A 17,338-nucleotide genomic window follows, 5' to 3' on the forward strand; every position below is an offset into this window, starting at 1 on the left:
GCCTTTAAGTTACTGTTTTTCAATATCGTTCAAAATCTTGATAATTACAGTATACGGTTTTATGAAGTGGTATATTTGCAAATGCTTATTTTGCAAGGTCTATTTGCTTGATTTATCCTACAATCGTAATGCAAAACCCATGACCGGAAGCAACGAACTTAGGTTCAATCTCACTCAAATCCGAGGATAGCTTTTGTCCGGATTCTTGATTGGGCAATGTATCTGCGCCGCTTGATTTTACCGCTGCGTCCCAACTGCTTTCGATAACTTGTCCGTGATTCTCACCCATGCCGAACATGAGGTCGCTGCTAAAGAAAATACCACGTTTCTTTTCAAAAAATAAAAGTCCTTCCCACATATGCATTTCAGATGGGTAACTGATAGTTTGAAATTCAAAATCATCTCCGGCAAATATTTCATTCGGCTTTTTAATAAGCACATTGTTAGTAATACCAAACCCCATCAGTTGTCTTGCTGTGGTTTCGGAACAAACCGCGACAGCTTCGGGATGTTCTTTGAGAACCAAAGCAAGTCCGCCACATTCGTCTGATTCAAAATGAGAAATTAGAATGTATTTTATTTTGCGTTCACCGAGCAACTCTTGCAACTTAGGAATGGTAGTTTGCGCTTGTGATACGGCTCCGGTCTGAATGAGAACAGGCTCATTTGTCATCAATAAGTATTGGTGCATTGAAAGCTTAATCGGCTCCATTACCTCTGTAAATTGGTATAAATCTTTGATAATCTCTGTCATTGTCAAAACACCTTTTTCTATTTATAGTCTAACCTAAATTCCACGTGTGTTTTTTATTAGCTTCAAAAATCACTATTTCACGAAGAATTTAGACTGCTTCTCACACATTGTAACATTATTTACAACCACCTTTCAATCATTTTTGATAAATCATTGATTTCATCTTTGCTGCAATGATACTTAATAAACTCTGCAAGTTATCCACAGAGCAACACTCAATTTTATTGATGATATTCTTATTATACCAGACATTTTTCATACACTCCCTTGTACGGATAGTTTTCCGACAACTTCATGATTACATATCTTGCGGTTTTGATTATTTTTGCTGCAAGAAATACATACTTCAAACGAAAGGTCTTTATTTGCTGTCTGTATTCTGAAGAGTCCAAGGAATCAAACTTGAACAACAAAAATAGGTTATATGAAAGCATCATCATTTGAAACACGGCTTCATTCGCCCAAAATGACTTTAGCAAGAGATGACCCACCGCCATGTCGTATTTGGCTTCTTTGATATAGTTTTCAGCATTACCACGCTTTTCATAGTATATAACTACTTTTTCAGAAAGCAAGGTAGTATTTGTTACAAAGAAAAAGTAGTCGTATTCGGAACCTTCTAAAAGTGATAATTGTGCTCTTTCTTTTTCTGGTTTCAGTACGCGAGATACGACAAATCTTCTGTCTTTTTCCCATTTAACTAATTTTGTATACAGTTCTGTAGTTTCTCTACCTTCTTCTCCTTTAACGAATACAATTGATGAATTCGTTGCTTGTGAGGTGAGTGTAGAATAACTTTTGGCTTTAATTAAATATTTGCATCCAAGAGATTCTATCGTTTCGATAATTTTTTCATCAAAGTAGCCACTATCCATTCGAAATAAAATTTCTAAATCGTCTGATTTGATGTTAGCAACAATTTCTTTGATCATTTCCGCAGCACCGTTTGCAGTGTAAGTATTGCCACTTCTTACAAATCCGGTAACATATGCTTTTAATTCGTCGCAAAATGCAAATTGGATATTGTAGCATCGGTTTCCCAGTTTCTTAGGATTATATCCTTTTGACGCACCTTCTTGATGACCTTCTACGTTAATTACACTACTATCAATATCAATCGTAATGGATGTCAATTTACTTTTAGTGAGCAGTTTTTTAAAGACTTTAAAATTAATGTCTCTAAACATTTGGGTTGTCTTGAAGTTGAAGTTTCCTAGAAACCGTGACACTGTTTCAGGTTCTTTTACGGAAATATCAAACTCGTTGACGAGGGGATCATTTTGAAGTAGCTTTAGACGTTCTAACTTATCAATGCCAATGAAGTGACCGCAGAGCATGGTCTTTATATGATTCATCTTGATTTTATTTGTTGAGTCATTATCAAATACGAGGTCATTTTCAATAAAATCAAAAATCCCATTGCTTTTTGCATTCTCAAGGAGCAGAAAAAGACCTGCATTTGATGTTAGATTCTTAGCTTTGAAATCAATTTTATTAATCATAATTAGAACCCCTTTTTACTACTTTTCTTACTATTATTTTACCATATATCGAGTCATAAAAGCTGATAATTTAACATATTTTTGAGCACTTTTCTTTCACCCAATGGGTGAAAGCTGAATTTCGAAGGAATGCATATTTATCAAGGCTTTGATTATGCTTTTTGAAGTACTGACGTAGAATCTAGGTGATAGGTTTTGGTCTGTGGCTGCTGTTCTCCGGCCACGGCGGCGAACATGCCAGTATTGATAACCTCTGGCGTTATAACGGTTTCTTCGCTACCGGTTGGCATGGTTTGCTTCTGTCGCTGGCGGTGATTATGTTTTCTTTTGGCGGACTGGAGCTGATCGGCATTACTGCGGCGGAAGCGCGCGATCCGCAAAAAAGCATCCCGAAAGCGGTGAATCAGGTGGTATACCGTATTTTGCTGTTCTACATTGGTTCGCTGGTGGTGTTGCTGGCGCTCTATCCGTGGGTAGAGGTGAAATCCAATAGCAGCCCTTTTGTGATGATCTTCCATAACCTGGACAGTAATGTGGTGGCTTCGGCGCTGAATTTCGTTATTCTGGTCGCGTCGCTTTCGGTGTATAACAGCGGCGTTTATTCGAATAGCCGAATGCTGTTCGGCCTGTCCGTACAAGGCAATGCGCCGAAATTTTTAACCCGCGTCAGCCATCGCGGCGTACCGGTGAACTCGCTGATACTTTCCGGAGCGATTACCTCGCTGGTGGTGCTGATCAACTATCTGTTGCCGCAAAAAGCGTTTAGCCTGTTGATGGCGCTGGTTGTCGCGACGCTATTGCTAAACTGGATAATGATCTGTCTCGCGCATTTACGTTTTCGCGCGGCGATGCGTCGTAAAGGGCGCGAGACGCAATTTAAGGCGCTGTTCTATCCCGCCGGAAACTATTTGTGCATTGCGTTTCTGGCGCTGATTCTGGTGTTAATGTGTACGATGGACGATATGCGATTGTCGGCGATTTTGCTGCCGGTATGGATTGTATTCCTGTTTATCGCGTTTACCGTTTTGCGCCGTAAGGCTCATTAACTTTTTTGCCCGATCCCATGTTCATGCGATCGGGCAATCCATTAATGCCGCAATGTCCCTGACAGCGCGCGAATATCGCTGCCGGTCGGCGTCTGATGAATACGCAAGCCAAACTCTTCCACCACGGCAAAAATATGGTCGAAAATATCGGCCTGGATGCTCTCATATTCCAGCCACACGACGGTATTGGTAAAGGCGTAGATCTCTATCGGCAAACCATGATCGTCAGGCGCCAGTTGGCGTACCATCAGCGTCATGTCTTTACGGATGCGCGGATGGTGGCGTAAATATTCGTTCAGATAGGCGCGAAATGTCCCGATATTGGTCATGCGGCGGTGATTTAAGGCTGATTCCGGCGCATCCAGTTGTTTATTCCATTCATCGATTTCCTGATGACGGCTGGTAAGGTACGGCTTTAACAGTTGCGCGGTTAACAGCCGCTGTTTTTCATCATCATCCAGAAAATGGATACTGGTCGCGTCAATATTAATGCTGCGTTTAATCCGGCGTCCGCCGGACGCAGACATGCCGCTCCAGTTTTTGAACGAGTCGGAAACCAGCGACCAGGTGGGAATGGTGGTGATGGTATTATCCCAGTTGCGTACTTTTACCGTGGTTAAGCCAATATCAATGACCGCGCCATCTGCGCCATATTTCGGCATCTCCAGCCAGTCGCCCAGTTTGAGCATATCGTTGGCGGAAAGCTGTATACCGGCAACCAGACCAAGAATCGGGTCTTTAAAGACCAGCATTAATACCGCGGCCATCGCGCCCAGCCCGCTGATTAAAATTGCTGGTGACTGGCCAATCAGCAGTGAGATCATCAGAATGCCGACGATAATTGCGCCGATGAGCTTAATACCCTGAAATATTCCTTTTAGCGGTAACTGAGAGGCGGCGGGCCATTTTTGCGATAGATTGAAAATCACGTCCAGCAGAGAAAATAACGACAGCAGGGCGTAGGTCATAATCCATAACTGCGCGCAGGTCGTCAGGATATCCGCAGCCTCACTGCCTTTTTGTAGCCAGAGCGCGGCCTGAATATTGACAATGATGCCTTGCAGCGTAAAAGCCAGACGATGGAATAATTTATTCTGGGTAATAATTTGCAGCCACAGGCGGGAACTGGCGCTGGCACGTTTTTCGAAAGCGCGCAGTACTATCCAGTGCAAAATAATATGCACGACAACTGCTGTCAGAAAAATAATACCAAATATCACCACCAGCGATGTGGTGTGATTCATTTCAATTCCCGCTAAATCTTCTACCTGGGATATCAATTCCTGCATAATCTCTCCTTTATAAACAGCAGCCTATGATGACTGCTGAATGGCACTTATGCAAATCAGGACGCCTGCGCTTCAGGCATAATCAGCAACAGACGGGTAAAAGCGCCTCTGGGGTTATCCATACGCTATATTTTATCCAGCGCCCTATAAACGTCGTTATTTTACGCGGTTCCCTCTTTTTGAACAGGCGCCAGTACGTCAACAATGAATGAAAACTTTTTAACCAGATGTTTAAAACGATTGCAATATCTCTGTCGGATAATGATTAGCACCGTCGTACCTATCAACAATAACATTAAGGAACATCGGATGACCCAAAAGCGTACCCTGCTAAAATACGGCATACTCTCGCTGGCGCTGGCCGCGCCATTATCTGCCTGTGCGTTTGACTCTCTTACGGTAATTGGCGATAGCCTTAGCGATACCGGAAATAACGGTCGCTGGACCTGGGATAGTGGTCAAAATAAGCTCTACGACGAACAGTTGGCCGAACTATATGGGCTGGCATTAAGCCCTTCCAGCAATGGCGGTTCTAATTATGCCGCCGGCGGCGCGACGGCGACCCCGGAATTAAACCCGCAGGATAATACCGCAGATCAGGTACGGCAGTGGCTTGCCAAAACGGGGGGAAAAGCTGACCACAACGGTTTGTATATTCACTGGGTCGGCGGAAACGATCTGGCGGCGGCCATCGCGCAACCAACCATGGCACAGCAAATAGCCGGTAATAGCGCCACTAGCGCGGCGGCGCAGGTAGGGCTGTTACTGGATGCCGGCGCCGGGCTGGTCGTGGCGCCAAACGTACCGGATATTAGTGCGACGCCAATGCTTCTGGAGGCGGTAATCACCGCCGGGCTGGGCGCAGCGGCGCCCCCGGCGCTAAAAGCGGCGTTAGAGGCGCTGGCGGAGGGAGCTACGCCCGATTTCGCCAGTCGGCAACAGGCGATCCGCAAGGCGTTGCTGGCGGCGGCTGCAACGGTAAGCAGCAATCCGTTTATTCAGCAACTGCTCGTTGAGCAACTGCTGGCGGGCTATGAAAAGGCGGCAGGGCAGGCGTCAGCTCTGACCGATTATTATAATCAGATGGAAGAGAAGGGGCTGGAGCAACACGGCGGCAATATAGCCCGTGCCGATATCAACGGCCTCTTTAAGGAAATTCTTGCCAACCCACAGGCGTTTGGTTTGACAAATACCGTAGGCATGGCCTGCCCGCCGGGCGTATCCGCTTCGGCGTGCTCCTCGGCAATGCCTGGATTTAATGCGTCGCAGGACTATCTGTTTGCCGATCATTTACATCCCGGTCCGCAGGTCCATACCATTATTGCGCAATATATCCAGTCGATCATTGCCGCGCCGGTACAGGCGACATATCTGAACCAAAGCGTTCAGTCGATGGCGCAAGGTAGTCGTACCACGCTTGACAGCCGTTATCAGCAGCTTCGCCAGGGGGAAAATCCTGTTGGTTCACTGGGCATGTTCGGTGGATACAGCGGGGGATATCAACGTTATGATAATAATGAGGCCGACGGGAACGGTAATCATAATAATCTGACGGTTGGCGTCGATTATCAGCTTAACGAGCAGGTACTGCTGGGAGGGCTGATAGCCGGTTCTCTGGATAAGCAACATCCTGACGATAATTATCGTTATGACGCCCGCGGTTTTCAGGCCGCCGTATTCAGCCATTTACGCGCCGGTCAGGCGTGGCTGGATAGCGATTTACACTACCTGTCCGCTAAATTCAGTAACATTCAACGCAGTATAACGCTCGGTGCGCTAAGACGGGTGGAAGAGGGCGAAACCAACGGTCGCCTGTGGGGCGCAAGGTTAACCAGCGGTTATGATTTTGTCATGATGCCGTGGTTAACGACCGGACCGATGCTGCAATATGCATGGGATTACAGCCACGTTAATGGCTATAGCGAGAAGCTCAATACCAGTACATCAATGCGTTTTGGCGACCAAAACGCCCATTCGCAGGTGGGTAGCGCTGGTTGGCGTCTGGATCTTCGCCACAGCATCATTCACTCCTGGGCGCAGATTAATTATCGCCGTCAGTTTGGCGATGATACGTATGTGGCGAACGGCGGCCTTAAATCGACCGTGCTGACGTTTAGCCGCGACGGAAAAACGCAGGATAAAAACTGGGTTGATATCGCGATTGGCGCAGATTTTCCGCTGTCGGCAACGGTGTCCGCTTTCGCCGGGCTGGCGCAAACGGCAGGGTTAAGCGATGGCAATCAAACCCGTTATAACGTTGGGTTTAGCGCCCGATTTTGATGACACGCCAGGGAGGGCCAACCCCGTTCGTTCGTGACACGATGAGCCGAAAGCGCAACGGTAAGTTTTATAAAAAGTAAGTATTTTCAAAAATGTGGGTGAAGCCTGTGACGTCGTTTGTAAATTATCGTATAAGCGGAGTTTACGTTTTTGGCGGGGCGCAGGTATGAATAAAGAGTCCATATTTCGTCAGTTGGAGCTACGGCTGGCCGGATGTTCACTAACAGCCGACGCGTTAAGCGGGTTTAGCGCAATGGCGATTGCCGACAGTCTCAGGCAAAAACGCAGTATTATTAGTCACCATCTTAATAACTTGCATCGTGAGCAGCGGGTGGTCAAAGTGAATAGTCGCCCGGTGCTGTTCCTGCCCGTCGAGGCGCTACGTCGTCACCACCGGCTGGCGGTTCGACAGGGGGATTACGCGTCCATTCAGGCGCTGTGCGCGGAGCGGCAGGACAGTCTGGAGCTGCTCATTGGCGCGCAGGGCAGCTTGCAGGAGTCCCTGCGTCAGTGTAAGGCGGCGATCAGTTATCCCGGCGCGGGCTTGCCTTTGCTGCTGCGCGGCCCGACGGGGACAGGAAAAAGTTTTTTGGCGCGTCAGCTTTGGCAGTACGCCATCGAGCAGGGCATTTTGCCCCCGGAGGCGCCCTTTACCGTGTTTAACTGCGCCGAATACGCTAATAACCCGGAATTGCTGACGTCAAAATTATTTGGTCATGCCAAAGGTGCGTTTACCGGCGCAGACAGAGCGGTATCCGGGTTAATTGAGACCAGTAATGGCGGCGTATTGTTTATCGATGAAGTGCACCGTCTACCGCCGGAAGGGCAGGAAAAACTGTTCCATTTTATGGATAACGGCACCTGGCGTCGCTTAGGCGAAAGCAGCGATGAACGCAGCGCCACGGTACGTCTGATATTCGCCTCTACCGAAGATCTGGAAAAGCACTTTCTGGCGACATTTATTCGCCGGATACCGGTCATTGTCAAAATTCTGCCTATCGCCGAACGCGGACAGTATGAGCGGCTGGCGTTTATTCACCATTTTTTTCGTCGCGAGGCGCAGCGTCTTCATCACGATTTGTCGCTGGATAGTGAAATTATCAGCCAACTGATGCAGGAGACCCTGGAAGGGAATGTCGGCGGCCTGGAAAATCTCATTCGTAATATTTGCGCCAGCGCCTGGACTTTCGGCCAGCGTGACGATGGGGTACTGGAAGTAAAAGCCGGGCAACTGCCGGATCGTCTGCTGATGGAGGTGCCCTTTACCGTTCCGCAGACGGCGGAACGCGTCATGATTTATCGCGAAGGTGGCGTTTTTCCGCGAGTTTCCGGTCAGCATCAGGAATATTTACGGTTGACGGAAAACATTTGCGGCCTGTGCGAAGAGCTGGCGCAGGAGAATATTTCCGCACGGACGTTTGACAAGCTGGTCTATCAAAACCTCACGTTATATCTCGATGCCTTAATGAATAAAGAGAGCCCTCGCGCTCGTCAGGACAAGCGGCTGCGTTTTATCGAAGATGTCGGGAAAGCGATCGCTGCACATTACGATCTCGAACTGAATGCGGAATTCGCTTATCTCACCGGACGTTACCTTACCAGCCTGCCGTTAACGCCGGTGGAGGTGTCGCCATCGGTTCGCCATGTGATGCTGCGCTGGCTGGAGGAGGCGCCGGGGCTGGCGCAGCGTGTGGCGCAAAAACTGCTGGACGTGGTAAATAATAAATATGATTTGTTAATCGACACGCTCGACAGACTGGTCGTGGCGGCCATCGTCAGTAATGCCATTGACGCCACCAGCGGCGGTAAGGTAAAAGCGCTGATCATCGCGCATGGTTATTCGACCGCCAGCAGCATTGCAGGCGTGGCGAACCGTCTGATTGGCGAAAAGATTTATCATGCGATGGATATGCCGATGGAGGTCGCGTTTAGCGATGTCAGCCGGGCCATTGTCGATTATCTCCAGCATACGGATACCCGCGCAGGCGTCATGGTGCTAATCGATATGGGATACACCAAAGAGATCGCCGATGCGCTTTTGAGCGTAATTCATGGCCCGCTGGTGGTGGTCGATAACGTTACGACGCGTCTGGCGCTGAACGTGGCCAGCGAGATCGCGCTGCAAAAAAACATCGAACAGATCGCCGAAGAGATCGTCCCGTTAAATCAGTCGCGCTGGGATGTCTTCTGGCCCGCGCAGAAAAAAGCGCGCGCGCTGCTGGTGACCTGTATTACCGGCATCGGGACGGCGTTTAAATTTAAAAATTTGATGGAAAAAAGTCAGTTGACCGACTTTGATATTAATATTATCGCCTGTGAATATACTCGCCTGAAAAACAGCCGGATGGCGGCCTCGTTGCTGAATCAGTATGAAGTGATTGCGGTTGTCGGCACCATTGACCCGCAGCTGGCGGGCGTTCCCTGGGTGGGGATTGAAGAGCTGCTTGGCGAGCAGGGGTATGCGCATTTAAGTCAGTTATTAAGCGGTTATCTTAACGATAAACAAATTGCGTTAATTAATAAAAATATGGTTCGCGAATTTTCGTTGCATAATGTGGTTAATTCGCTGACCATTCTCAATGCCAATAAGACGATAGGGCATATCGAAACGATTATTGCCGAATGGCAAAATACGCTGGGCTTCGGCTTTAATAATAATTTGATTATTAGTTTATATGTTCATTTGAGCTGTATGATTGAGCGACTGGTCATGCGTAATGAAATTACCCACTATAAAAACATGACGGAATTTAACGAGCGGCATGGTGAATTTATCGCGATGGTAAATCATTCGTTTCAGCGGTTGAAAATTCTTTATAACGTGGCGCTGCCGGTAGCGGAAATTGGCTATATTCACGATATTTTCGAATTACGGATAGAGGATTTTCACTGGTAGCTGCGGTAGTTCAGGGAAAAAGGGGCGCTAGCGCCCCGCAGAAGAAAGGCCTGATGGCGCTACGCTTATCAGGCCTACAGATCGCTTTGTAGGCTGGATAAAGCGAAGCCGCCATCCGGCATAACTATTAATATTCAACTTTCCACATATACCGACGGGTGGTCAGTGGGTGGTTACGGGCTGTCGCCAGAGCGAGGTTATAAACGTCCAGCACACAGTTGTGCAACAGACCGCAGAAGTATTCGCCAACGTCGGTGGGCAGATCCTGAATGCCGAGTTTATCCGTATCGATCAACTGCAGTTTTCCCTGATAGCGTTCAATAAAGCGAATCGCACGATCGTCCAGCGGGCGAGTGCGACCACTGCTTTGCAGCAATATAAACGGCGTGCCCGGCTCGGTGATTTCGAACGGTCCGTGGAAATACTCTCCGCTATGTATGCTGGCGGAGTTGATCCACTGCATTTCCAGCAGAATACAGATAGACTCTTGATGCGCGGCGCCGAAAGAGGGGCCGCTGCCCATCATATAGACCACCTTCTCATCCTTCCATTCGGCGGCGAAACGCTGAGCATCTTCTTGTACCTGCCGTTGGGCGCCGTGAACAACGTCGCTAAAGCGCCCAAACGCGCTGACTAACTCATCGTATTGCGCATAGCCCTCTGTTTGGGCGAGAATTTCCAGCGCCAGCCACAGGCTGTATGCGGCTTTTTGTTGTGCAGGGTCGACCGTTTCCGGATAACGCGCCCACTGATATTCAATGATGTAGTCGCTGTATTCGCACAACGGCGTGTCAGGTTGGTAAACCAGACCGATGGTCGCCGCTCCTTTTTCACGCGCCACGCGGGCAGCTGCGACGGTTTCCGCCGTATTGCCCTGCTGCGAGGCAAGAATAACGACGCTATTTTTTCCTAATGCTTTTGGTGTGGCGTGGACAAATTCATTACTGGTGATATAACCGACAGCCAGTTTTGACGCTTCACAGTCCAGAAAGTATTTCCCTGGCCAGAAGCCGGTTAATGAACCGCCGCAGCCGACAAACCAGACGCGTTCAATGTTTTGTTTACCTAAAATATCGCTAATAATACGGCGGGCATTTTCATGAGCAACAGACATATTTATCTCCTTAGCGTGTAGCGCGTCCTCCGCAACAGCGCGGATAATAACGAGCATTAATAAAAATTAAATTTCTTGCTTACTTTTCATTTTTTGATGGAATTGCGGATCTTTGGGTATCGCCGGATTAATGCCTTTTTGCGGGGGTAATATCGCGCATAGCATTTGTAGCGGAATGATATATTCAAAGACGGCAAAGTCCTCATCATTGACAAACGGGAAATTCAGATTCAGACCATTATTTTCTACCTGCGGGCCGATGCGGTAAATAGACGGCGTCCACTCACCGAGTATTTGCACCAGCCGATCCTGACGCGCGTCAGGCTGCGGGTCGAGCATAATGAGTGCGGATTGCGCATTAAAGGCATTGTAAATACCGTGAATAAACTCCTCGAATTCGTAGCCCGACACCGGGCAGCGCAACGTCTCCAGCATCTTGAGCGCGCCCTCCTGCACCGTACCGAACAGCGTTGCCGGGCCGGTCAGACGAATATCTGCGCTATCGCGCAGCGCCAGCGCATTGGTTTGCGCCCACGCCTGCGAGGCGGTAATCAGCGCGGGCAGGTGGTTAAAGGTCTTTTCCATCCGTAGCAGCAGTGACCGGCGCTGTTCGCCGTCCAGCCGCTGTTGCTGCCCGGCGACGGCGAGCGCCAGCAGCATCAAATTGAGAACCGTGCAGTGATAGCCTTTTGTTTTCGCGCCAGCGGTTTCTTCGCCGCAGGGAACGGTAAGGATATAATCCGCCGCCCGGTCGATAGTCGCAGGCGCCACGCCAGCCATTGAGGCGGTGATATGACCAACATTGCGGGCGCGCTCCATCGCCGCCAGCGTTGAGAGGCTGCCGCCGCCCTGGGAGATGCCGACAACCAGCGCCTTGCCGCTGCGGGCAAGCGTCTCGTCGTCAAGCATAAACGGCCAGCAGACATCCACCGGCAATGCGCACCAGCGCTGCATAAACGCGCGAGCGGTCAGCGCGCCGTGGTATGACGTGCCGGAGCCTGTCAGAATAATGCGGGTTACGCCGCGTTCCGTTAGCGCCTGCGCCGCGCGCCAGAGATCTTCCCGCGTCTGCGTCAGCATCTCCAGCAGGCGAAGGGGCGTCTCGTTCATATAGTCTTCTACTTGCATAGTGTTACCTCTCGTCAAAGCAGGCCCAGCGCGCTGGCAAGAAGCCCAAACGCGACGGTGCCTAACAGGATCCAGTTAATGTTCACGCCCTTACGGATAAGTTTGTACATGCCGAGCGTGAAGAGCAGCGGCAGCAGGGAAGGGAGGATTTTGTCAATAAAATCCTGCACTTTCATGGTAGTCTGCCCGGCGGTAAAGCTCAGCGGGGTTGTAATGTCGATCATGCTGGCGGTCATGGCGCCGACGACCATCAACCCGACGATTGACGCGATATAAGTCACCCTGTCCATCAGCCCGCTTTGCCAGAGGCGCATCAGCCAGGTGGTCCCCGCCCGGTAGCCCAGTTTGAGGGCGTACCAGCGGCAGAGGATGTGCGGAATGTTATAGACCAGTAGGGCGAGAATCGGCCCCAGAATGCTGCCCTGCTGGGCAAAGTAGATCCCCATCCCGGCGGCGATAACTTTCAGCGATCCCCAAAAGATGGAATCGCCGATCCCGGCCAGCGGCCCCATCAGGCTGGTTTTAACGGCATTGATCGACTCTTCGTTAAAGTCCGGGTTGCGTTGATTTTCCTCCTCCATCGCAATCGACAGGCCAAAGACAAACGTTGACAGATGCGGCGTGGTATTAAACAGCACCAGATGGCGCTGTAAGGCGCGCCCCAGTTCGGCTGGGTCCTGGTAGATACGCTTTAGCGCTGGCGACATAGCGAAGGCATAGCCCATATGCTGCTGGCGTTCATAGTTCCACGATCCTTGCAACGTAAAGGAGCGCCAGAAAACGCTGCGTAAATCGCGGGCGGTGATGCGGCTTTCGCTTTGCGAGTGAGCCTGTGCGTCGTCGATCAGGGTCTGCGTCACTTCACTCATGATTAGCCCTCCTGTTGGGATGTGTTAAGAAACTGGCTGATAATGAAAGCCAACACCACGGCAAACAGCGCGATGGCGATGATGTCCAGTTTGGTATATGCGGCGATCAGAAAGCCCAGCCCAAGGTAAGGCATTAATTTGCTGCTAAGCATCATGCTGATCAGCAACGCGAAACCCAGCGCCGGCAAAATCTTACTGGCGACAACCAGGCCATTGGTAATAAAGGCGGGAATGGCGTCGAGGAACCAGGTGACGGCGGCAGAACCGAGCAAAATGGCGAAAAAGACCGGCAGAAAACCGCTTAGAAAATAGAGCAGCGTTGGGCCCCCCAGGTGCATAACGGCAACCATCCGGGTATTACCCTGCGCCGCATAACGATCGGCCATGTGGCCAAAGCGGGCGTTAACCACGCGCACCAGGACGCCGAGGGTCTGCGCCAGCATAGAGATAGGAATCGCGATGGTCAGCGCCGCTTCGGGCCCGCGCCCGGACATAATAGAAAACGCGGTCGCCAGTACCGAACCGGTGACGACATCAGGCGGTACCGCGGCGCCGATAGCGACATTACCTAAAAAGATCAGTTCCAGCGTCGCGCCGATCAGAATGCCTTCGTGTAAATTGCCGCAGACCAGACCGGTGAGGGCGCACATCACCAGCGGACGGTCAATCATCGACACGCCGAGTAAACGCCCGTCAAGAATGCCCAGTGCGGCAATCAGGCCGAGCAGCGTTGCGGTGAGCAACATAGTGACCTCCGGGTTCAGAGTTTATCGTTAAGCAATTCGGCGGAATGGGCCGGAACCTGGCGCATTTCCAGACGGATGCCTTTGGCTTTTAGCGCCTGGCTATCGGCAATCTCCTGCTCGGTCAGGTATATGGCTTTGCCGAACTGCTGTGCGCCCTCTTTTTGCGCGATACCGCCGTAGTTGATAACGCTAATCCCTGGCACTTTCTCGGCGAAGGCGAGGGTTTCGGCGGTATTGCCCAGCACCACCATCACTTTTTTGTGATCCAGCTTGCCGCTGGCGAGTTTTTCCGCCGCCTGTTCCACCGTGATAATGTCCAGCGACACGCCAGCGGGTTTTGCCAGACTTAATGACATAGAGACAAACGCGTCGCTGGCGGCGTTGGCGTTAGCGACGATGATATGGTCGATATCCAGCGCCCGGGTCCAGGCGAAGACCACCTGGCCGTGCAGCAGGCGGTAATCAATGCGCACTAATTTGATCATGGGATTCTCCCTGTAGGTCAGCGGATGGTTGTGTTATTAGCGTGTTGATAAAGACAATGGATTCACGCGCCGCATTGGTGGCGTAGGTAATGGCCGCGTCTGTGCTTTCTTCTTCACAGAGTAAAAACTCCAGCAGCAGGGTCATGTTGACGCCAGCCACCACAAAAACGTGACGGTGACGCATCAGCACTTTCGCGGCGCTATTGTTGATGCTGCCGCCGAGCAGATCGGTAAACACCACCACTTCTTCGCCGTTGGCCTGCGCGATCAGATTTTCGAGGGTTTGTTCAAGCTGCTCCGTGGTGACAATATCGCCATCGTAGGCGCAAACCGGTGTCACGCCGTGTTCGTCGCCAATCAGCAGCGATAGACTGTTAATAAGTCCGCGGGCAAAAGGGCCATGGCTGGCTACATAAACATGTCTCACCCGTTTTCTCCTTCATCCAGATAGGGGGTATCCAGATATGGCAAACGGCGTGCCAGTTTTAAATATTATTTATTTTCAATAGGTTGAAAGAGGAAGTTAACACTAGCGATGTAAAACCTGGCACTTCGCGCCATTGATCATTGAGGAACCTGGCAGAAAGGTGAAAAAAGCCGGACGGGCGTCCGGCTTAGGTAGGGGATTAGACTTCCGTCAGTGTGGTTTCAAGCGGCAGACGTGATTTCGGCAGCCCGGCGTTGAAATCCTCGACGCTATGATGGCCGACCGGCACCACGACCAGACTGGTATAGCCTTTTTCTTTCAGACCAAATTCAGCGTCGAGCACCTCGGCGTCGAAACCTTCAATGGGGACGGCGTCGAGACCCATCGCGGCGACGCCCAGCAGAAAGTTGCCGACGTTCAGATAGACCTGTTTCGCCATCCACTGGTGGTCATCTTTCAGCGAGACGCGGTGCATATCGGCGAAAAAGCGGCGACCTTTATCATTTGCCGCTTTAGCTTCCGGCGTAGCGAAACGGCCATCGGCTTCTTCCTGATCGACGACGCGCTCAAGCCATGCGTCATCCATCGCGGTTTTCGCGCAGAAGACCACCACATGGGAGGCGTCTAACATTTTACGTTCGTTAAACACATAATTGGCGGCGGCGGATTTTGCGACACGCGCTTTGCCTTCTTCCGTACTGGCGACAATAAAGTGCCACGGCTGGGAATTGGTGCTGGAGGGGCTGTACTGTAGTAGTGTTTTTATTTTATCCGCTTCTTCGGCGGTCAGTTTTTTGCTGGGATCGAACGCCTTAGTGGAGTAGCGCTGTAAGGCGACAGAAACGATATCCATAAATGCTCCTGGTTGGTTTAGTACCCTTTTGTATCAGCAGGGTACCGGGTTATCGGTAAAAAGATAAGGGAGGAAAATGCGGAAACGGTTATTGCATCAGCGCGGTCGCAGGCGCAGTTGCTCTCTTTTAGGCAACCCGTCTACGACCAGATTCCATGAGTCATTTATCAAATCGTTGAGTAGCGAGACGGTGATATCCTCGCCCGCATAGACTGAAATCCAGTGTTTCTTATTCATGTGATAGCCAGGCGCAATGCTGGGGTAAATTTGTTGATTTACCAGGGATTTTTGGGGATCCGACTTCAGGTTCACCACTGGGCGACAGTGATGTTCAGTGAACAGCATGAATATTTTGCCGCCGACTTTAAACACATCGTACTGTGGGCCGAAAGGCCAGCAGTGTTCGGTAAAAGGCAGTTCCAGCGCAAAGCGTTTTGCACAGGCGTGCAGTGTTTGACCGTCCATTATTGCTCCTCGCGAGTCAGCGCGCGCCACATGGCTTCGAATCCCAGCGCAATATATTCGCCAGCGCGAGCGGGATCGCGCGCGGCGAAATCCATTGTTGTTTCAGCCAGCGCCAGAAAAAGGCCGTCGCCGAAGGCGCGGTACTCATCCGACATAAATACCATCAAAACGGAACGATGACATAAATCGCGCAATTCGGGGAACATATCGTCGGCCCGTTGTTCCGTCTCTTTGGTGAGCTTTTCGCTGACGGCCAGTTGACGGATCGCCCGATGGCGCGCGGGATGGTTCAGACCCCAACTGATGTAACTGTTCCAGATAAAACGAGTCATCATTTTGGCATCGGTAATGGATCGATCCAGCTCCATTATCATTGACTGGCAGAGATCCTGCTTTAAATGCAAATACAACGTGTTAATCAGCTCATCTTTGGTCGCGAAATAGCGAAACAATGTTCCTTCTGCAACACCTGCGTTACGCGCAATCACCGCCGTTGAGGCGGCGATACCGGATTGCGCTATCGCCTGGGTTGCCGCTTCCAGTAATGCTTGTTTTTTGTCTTCACTCTTCGGACGAGCCACTACACGTTACCCTTATGTCTGGAAAAACATGATTGAATCATGCCCGTTGTCGCGTCGCAACGGTGAATGTCAACCTTTGAAAAGTACCTTGACGGCGTATCTTTGCTTTCTATAATGAGTGCTTACTCACTCATAATCAAGGGCTGCCGCATGAAGTGGTAGAAAAGCATATTGCAGGCCATGCGATAAGCCGTCTCACAATTTATGTGGTTATTACTATGCTTATTGCTGTTGCCGTAAATGTGCGGTGCGGGAGCCGCTGACGAGTTTGATAGAGGGGAGAGCACGATGACCATTTCCGCTCAGGTTATCGACACGATTGTCGAGTGGATTGATGATAATTTGAATCAGCCGTTACGTATTGATGATATTGCCCGTCATGCGGGGTATTCCAAGTGGCACCTGCAGCGCCTTTTTATGCAGTACAAAGGGGAGAGTCTGGGGCGCTACGTGCGTGAACGGAAGCTAAAACTGGCGGCGCGCGACCTGCTCGACACCGACCAGAAGGTGTATGATATTTGTCTCAAGTATGGTTTTGATTCGCAGCAAACCTTTACGCGCATTTTTACCCGCACGTTCAACCTGCCGCCAGGCGCTTATCGTAAAGAAAAGCATGGCCGTACGCATTGAAATGTTTAATCGGCCAGCGAAAACCAGCGCCGCCAGATAAAGCGAATGACATAATATTCCAGCGCGCCGAGCAACAGAAACCATAAACAAAACAACAAAGTATAAAGCTGGTTGAGATCCATAAGATGAAAGATCCCGACCAGTTTTTGCGCCAGCGCAAGGCCGAGCGAAGGGGCGGGCAGCAGCAGGCTGGAGAGCAACGCCATCAGCAAAATACCGGCAGCGGTCATCAATGATTCAAGCGGGTGTTTCATGGCTTTGTTAAACGTAAGT

Annotated in this window: 16 protein-coding genes and 1 pseudogene; 4 read left to right on the plus strand and 13 right to left on the minus strand. The window is 50.3% G+C overall.

The genetic code is table 11. The annotated features are described in order from the left end of the window. Positions 1–112 precede the first annotated feature (112 nt). The gene (locus EOS97_RS16505; protein ID WP_000134999.1) at positions 113–754 is read right to left on the minus strand and encodes an MBL fold metallo-hydrolase; all 642 of its coding nucleotides are present in this window, start codon (positions 752–754) and stop codon (positions 113–115) included. Positions 755–993: 239 nt separating this feature from the next. Then, positions 994–2,256, minus strand: a complete 1,263-nt coding sequence (locus tag EOS97_RS16510) for an IS1380-like element ISEcp1 family transposase (protein WP_000608644.1) — start codon at positions 2,254–2,256, stop codon at positions 994–996. Positions 2,257–2,441: 185 nt separating this feature from the next. Here EOS97_RS16510 and EOS97_RS16515 point away from each other — a divergent pair. After that, positions 2,442–3,302 (plus strand): annotated as a pseudogene (locus EOS97_RS16515) (amino acid permease); the annotation flags it as partial. A gap of 41 nt (positions 3,303–3,343) precedes the next feature. Here the strand turns inward: EOS97_RS16515 and EOS97_RS16520 are convergent. Further along, positions 3,344–4,591, minus strand: coding sequence for a mechanosensitive ion channel family protein (locus EOS97_RS16520; protein ID WP_001156971.1), 1,248 nt, complete (start codon positions 4,589–4,591; stop codon positions 3,344–3,346). A 309-nt stretch (positions 4,592–4,900) separates the two neighbouring features. Here EOS97_RS16520 and EOS97_RS16525 point away from each other — a divergent pair, with 309 nt between their 5' ends. Next, positions 4,901–6,871, plus strand: a complete 1,971-nt coding sequence (locus tag EOS97_RS16525) for an autotransporter domain-containing esterase (RefSeq protein WP_000192412.1) — start codon at positions 4,901–4,903, stop codon at positions 6,869–6,871. A 166-nt stretch (positions 6,872–7,037) separates the two neighbouring features. Continuing rightward, positions 7,038–9,767, plus strand: a complete 2,730-nt coding sequence (locus EOS97_RS16530; RefSeq protein WP_001031470.1) for a sigma 54-interacting transcriptional regulator — start codon at positions 7,038–7,040, stop codon at positions 9,765–9,767. A 127-nt stretch (positions 9,768–9,894) separates the two neighbouring features. Here EOS97_RS16530 and EOS97_RS16535 read toward each other — a convergent pair whose 3' ends face one another. The 9 genes from EOS97_RS16535 to EOS97_RS16575 all read right to left on the minus strand — a co-directional run bounded on the left by EOS97_RS16535 (position 9,895) and on the right by EOS97_RS16575 (position 16,435). Then, a complete protein-coding gene (locus EOS97_RS16535) occupies positions 9,895–10,881 on the minus strand; it encodes an SIS domain-containing protein (protein WP_000109361.1) in 987 nt (328 codons plus the stop codon). 66 nt (positions 10,882–10,947) lie between these two features. Then, a complete protein-coding gene (locus EOS97_RS16540; RefSeq protein WP_001805529.1) occupies positions 10,948–11,991 on the minus strand; it encodes an SIS domain-containing protein in 1,044 nt (347 codons plus the stop codon). A gap of 32 nt (positions 11,992–12,023) precedes the next feature. Beyond that, positions 12,024–12,878, minus strand: coding sequence for a PTS system mannose/fructose/sorbose family transporter subunit IID (locus tag EOS97_RS16545; RefSeq protein WP_000005802.1), 855 nt, complete (start codon positions 12,876–12,878; stop codon positions 12,024–12,026). A gap of 2 nt (positions 12,879–12,880) precedes the next feature. Then, positions 12,881–13,624 (minus strand): PTS mannose/fructose/sorbose/N-acetylgalactosamine transporter subunit IIC, encoded by a 744-nt coding sequence (locus tag EOS97_RS16550; RefSeq protein WP_000927523.1) that lies wholly within the window; start codon positions 13,622–13,624, stop codon positions 12,881–12,883. 14 nt (positions 13,625–13,638) lie between these two features. Then, positions 13,639–14,109, minus strand: a complete 471-nt coding sequence (locus EOS97_RS16555; RefSeq protein WP_000594180.1) for a PTS system mannose/fructose/N-acetylgalactosamine-transporter subunit IIB — start codon at positions 14,107–14,109, stop codon at positions 13,639–13,641. Further along, positions 14,087–14,536 carry a PTS sugar transporter subunit IIA gene (locus tag EOS97_RS16560; protein WP_001216659.1) on the minus strand — a complete coding sequence of 150 codons (450 nt, stop codon included), beginning with the start codon at positions 14,534–14,536 and terminating at the stop codon, positions 14,087–14,089. Before EOS97_RS16560 ends, EOS97_RS16555 begins: the two co-directional genes overlap by 23 nt. A gap of 199 nt (positions 14,537–14,735) precedes the next feature. Next, positions 14,736–15,389 (minus strand): oxygen-insensitive NAD(P)H nitroreductase, encoded by a 654-nt coding sequence (gene nfsB / locus EOS97_RS16565; RefSeq protein WP_000355878.1) that lies wholly within the window; start codon positions 15,387–15,389, stop codon positions 14,736–14,738. Between the two features lie 96 nt (positions 15,390–15,485). Further along, positions 15,486–15,854 carry an MmcQ/YjbR family DNA-binding protein gene (locus EOS97_RS16570; protein ID WP_000348989.1) on the minus strand — a complete coding sequence of 123 codons (369 nt, stop codon included), beginning with the start codon at positions 15,852–15,854 and terminating at the stop codon, positions 15,486–15,488. Next, positions 15,854–16,435: a TetR/AcrR family transcriptional regulator gene (locus EOS97_RS16575; protein WP_000113609.1), complete on the minus strand. Its 582-nt coding sequence runs from the start codon at positions 16,433–16,435 to the stop codon at positions 15,854–15,856. Before EOS97_RS16575 ends, EOS97_RS16570 begins: the two co-directional genes overlap by 1 nt. Before the next feature lie 288 nt (positions 16,436–16,723). Here EOS97_RS16575 and EOS97_RS16580 point away from each other — a divergent pair, with 288 nt between their 5' ends. Then, on the plus strand, positions 16,724–17,065 hold the full coding sequence (locus EOS97_RS16580) for a RamA family antibiotic efflux transcriptional regulator (protein WP_000155631.1): 342 nt from the start codon (positions 16,724–16,726) through the stop codon (positions 17,063–17,065). Between the two features lie 5 nt (positions 17,066–17,070). On the opposite strand, the gene EOS97_RS16585 is transcribed toward EOS97_RS16580, so the two are convergent. Further along, positions 17,071–17,319, minus strand: coding sequence for a DUF1158 family protein (locus EOS97_RS16585; RefSeq protein WP_000682497.1), 249 nt, complete (start codon positions 17,317–17,319; stop codon positions 17,071–17,073). Positions 17,320–17,338: the final 19 nt, after the last annotated feature.

The organism is Salmonella sp. SSDFZ54 (assembly GCF_004010735.1).
Classification (GTDB): Bacteria; Pseudomonadota; Gammaproteobacteria; order Enterobacterales; family Enterobacteriaceae; genus Salmonella; species Salmonella enterica.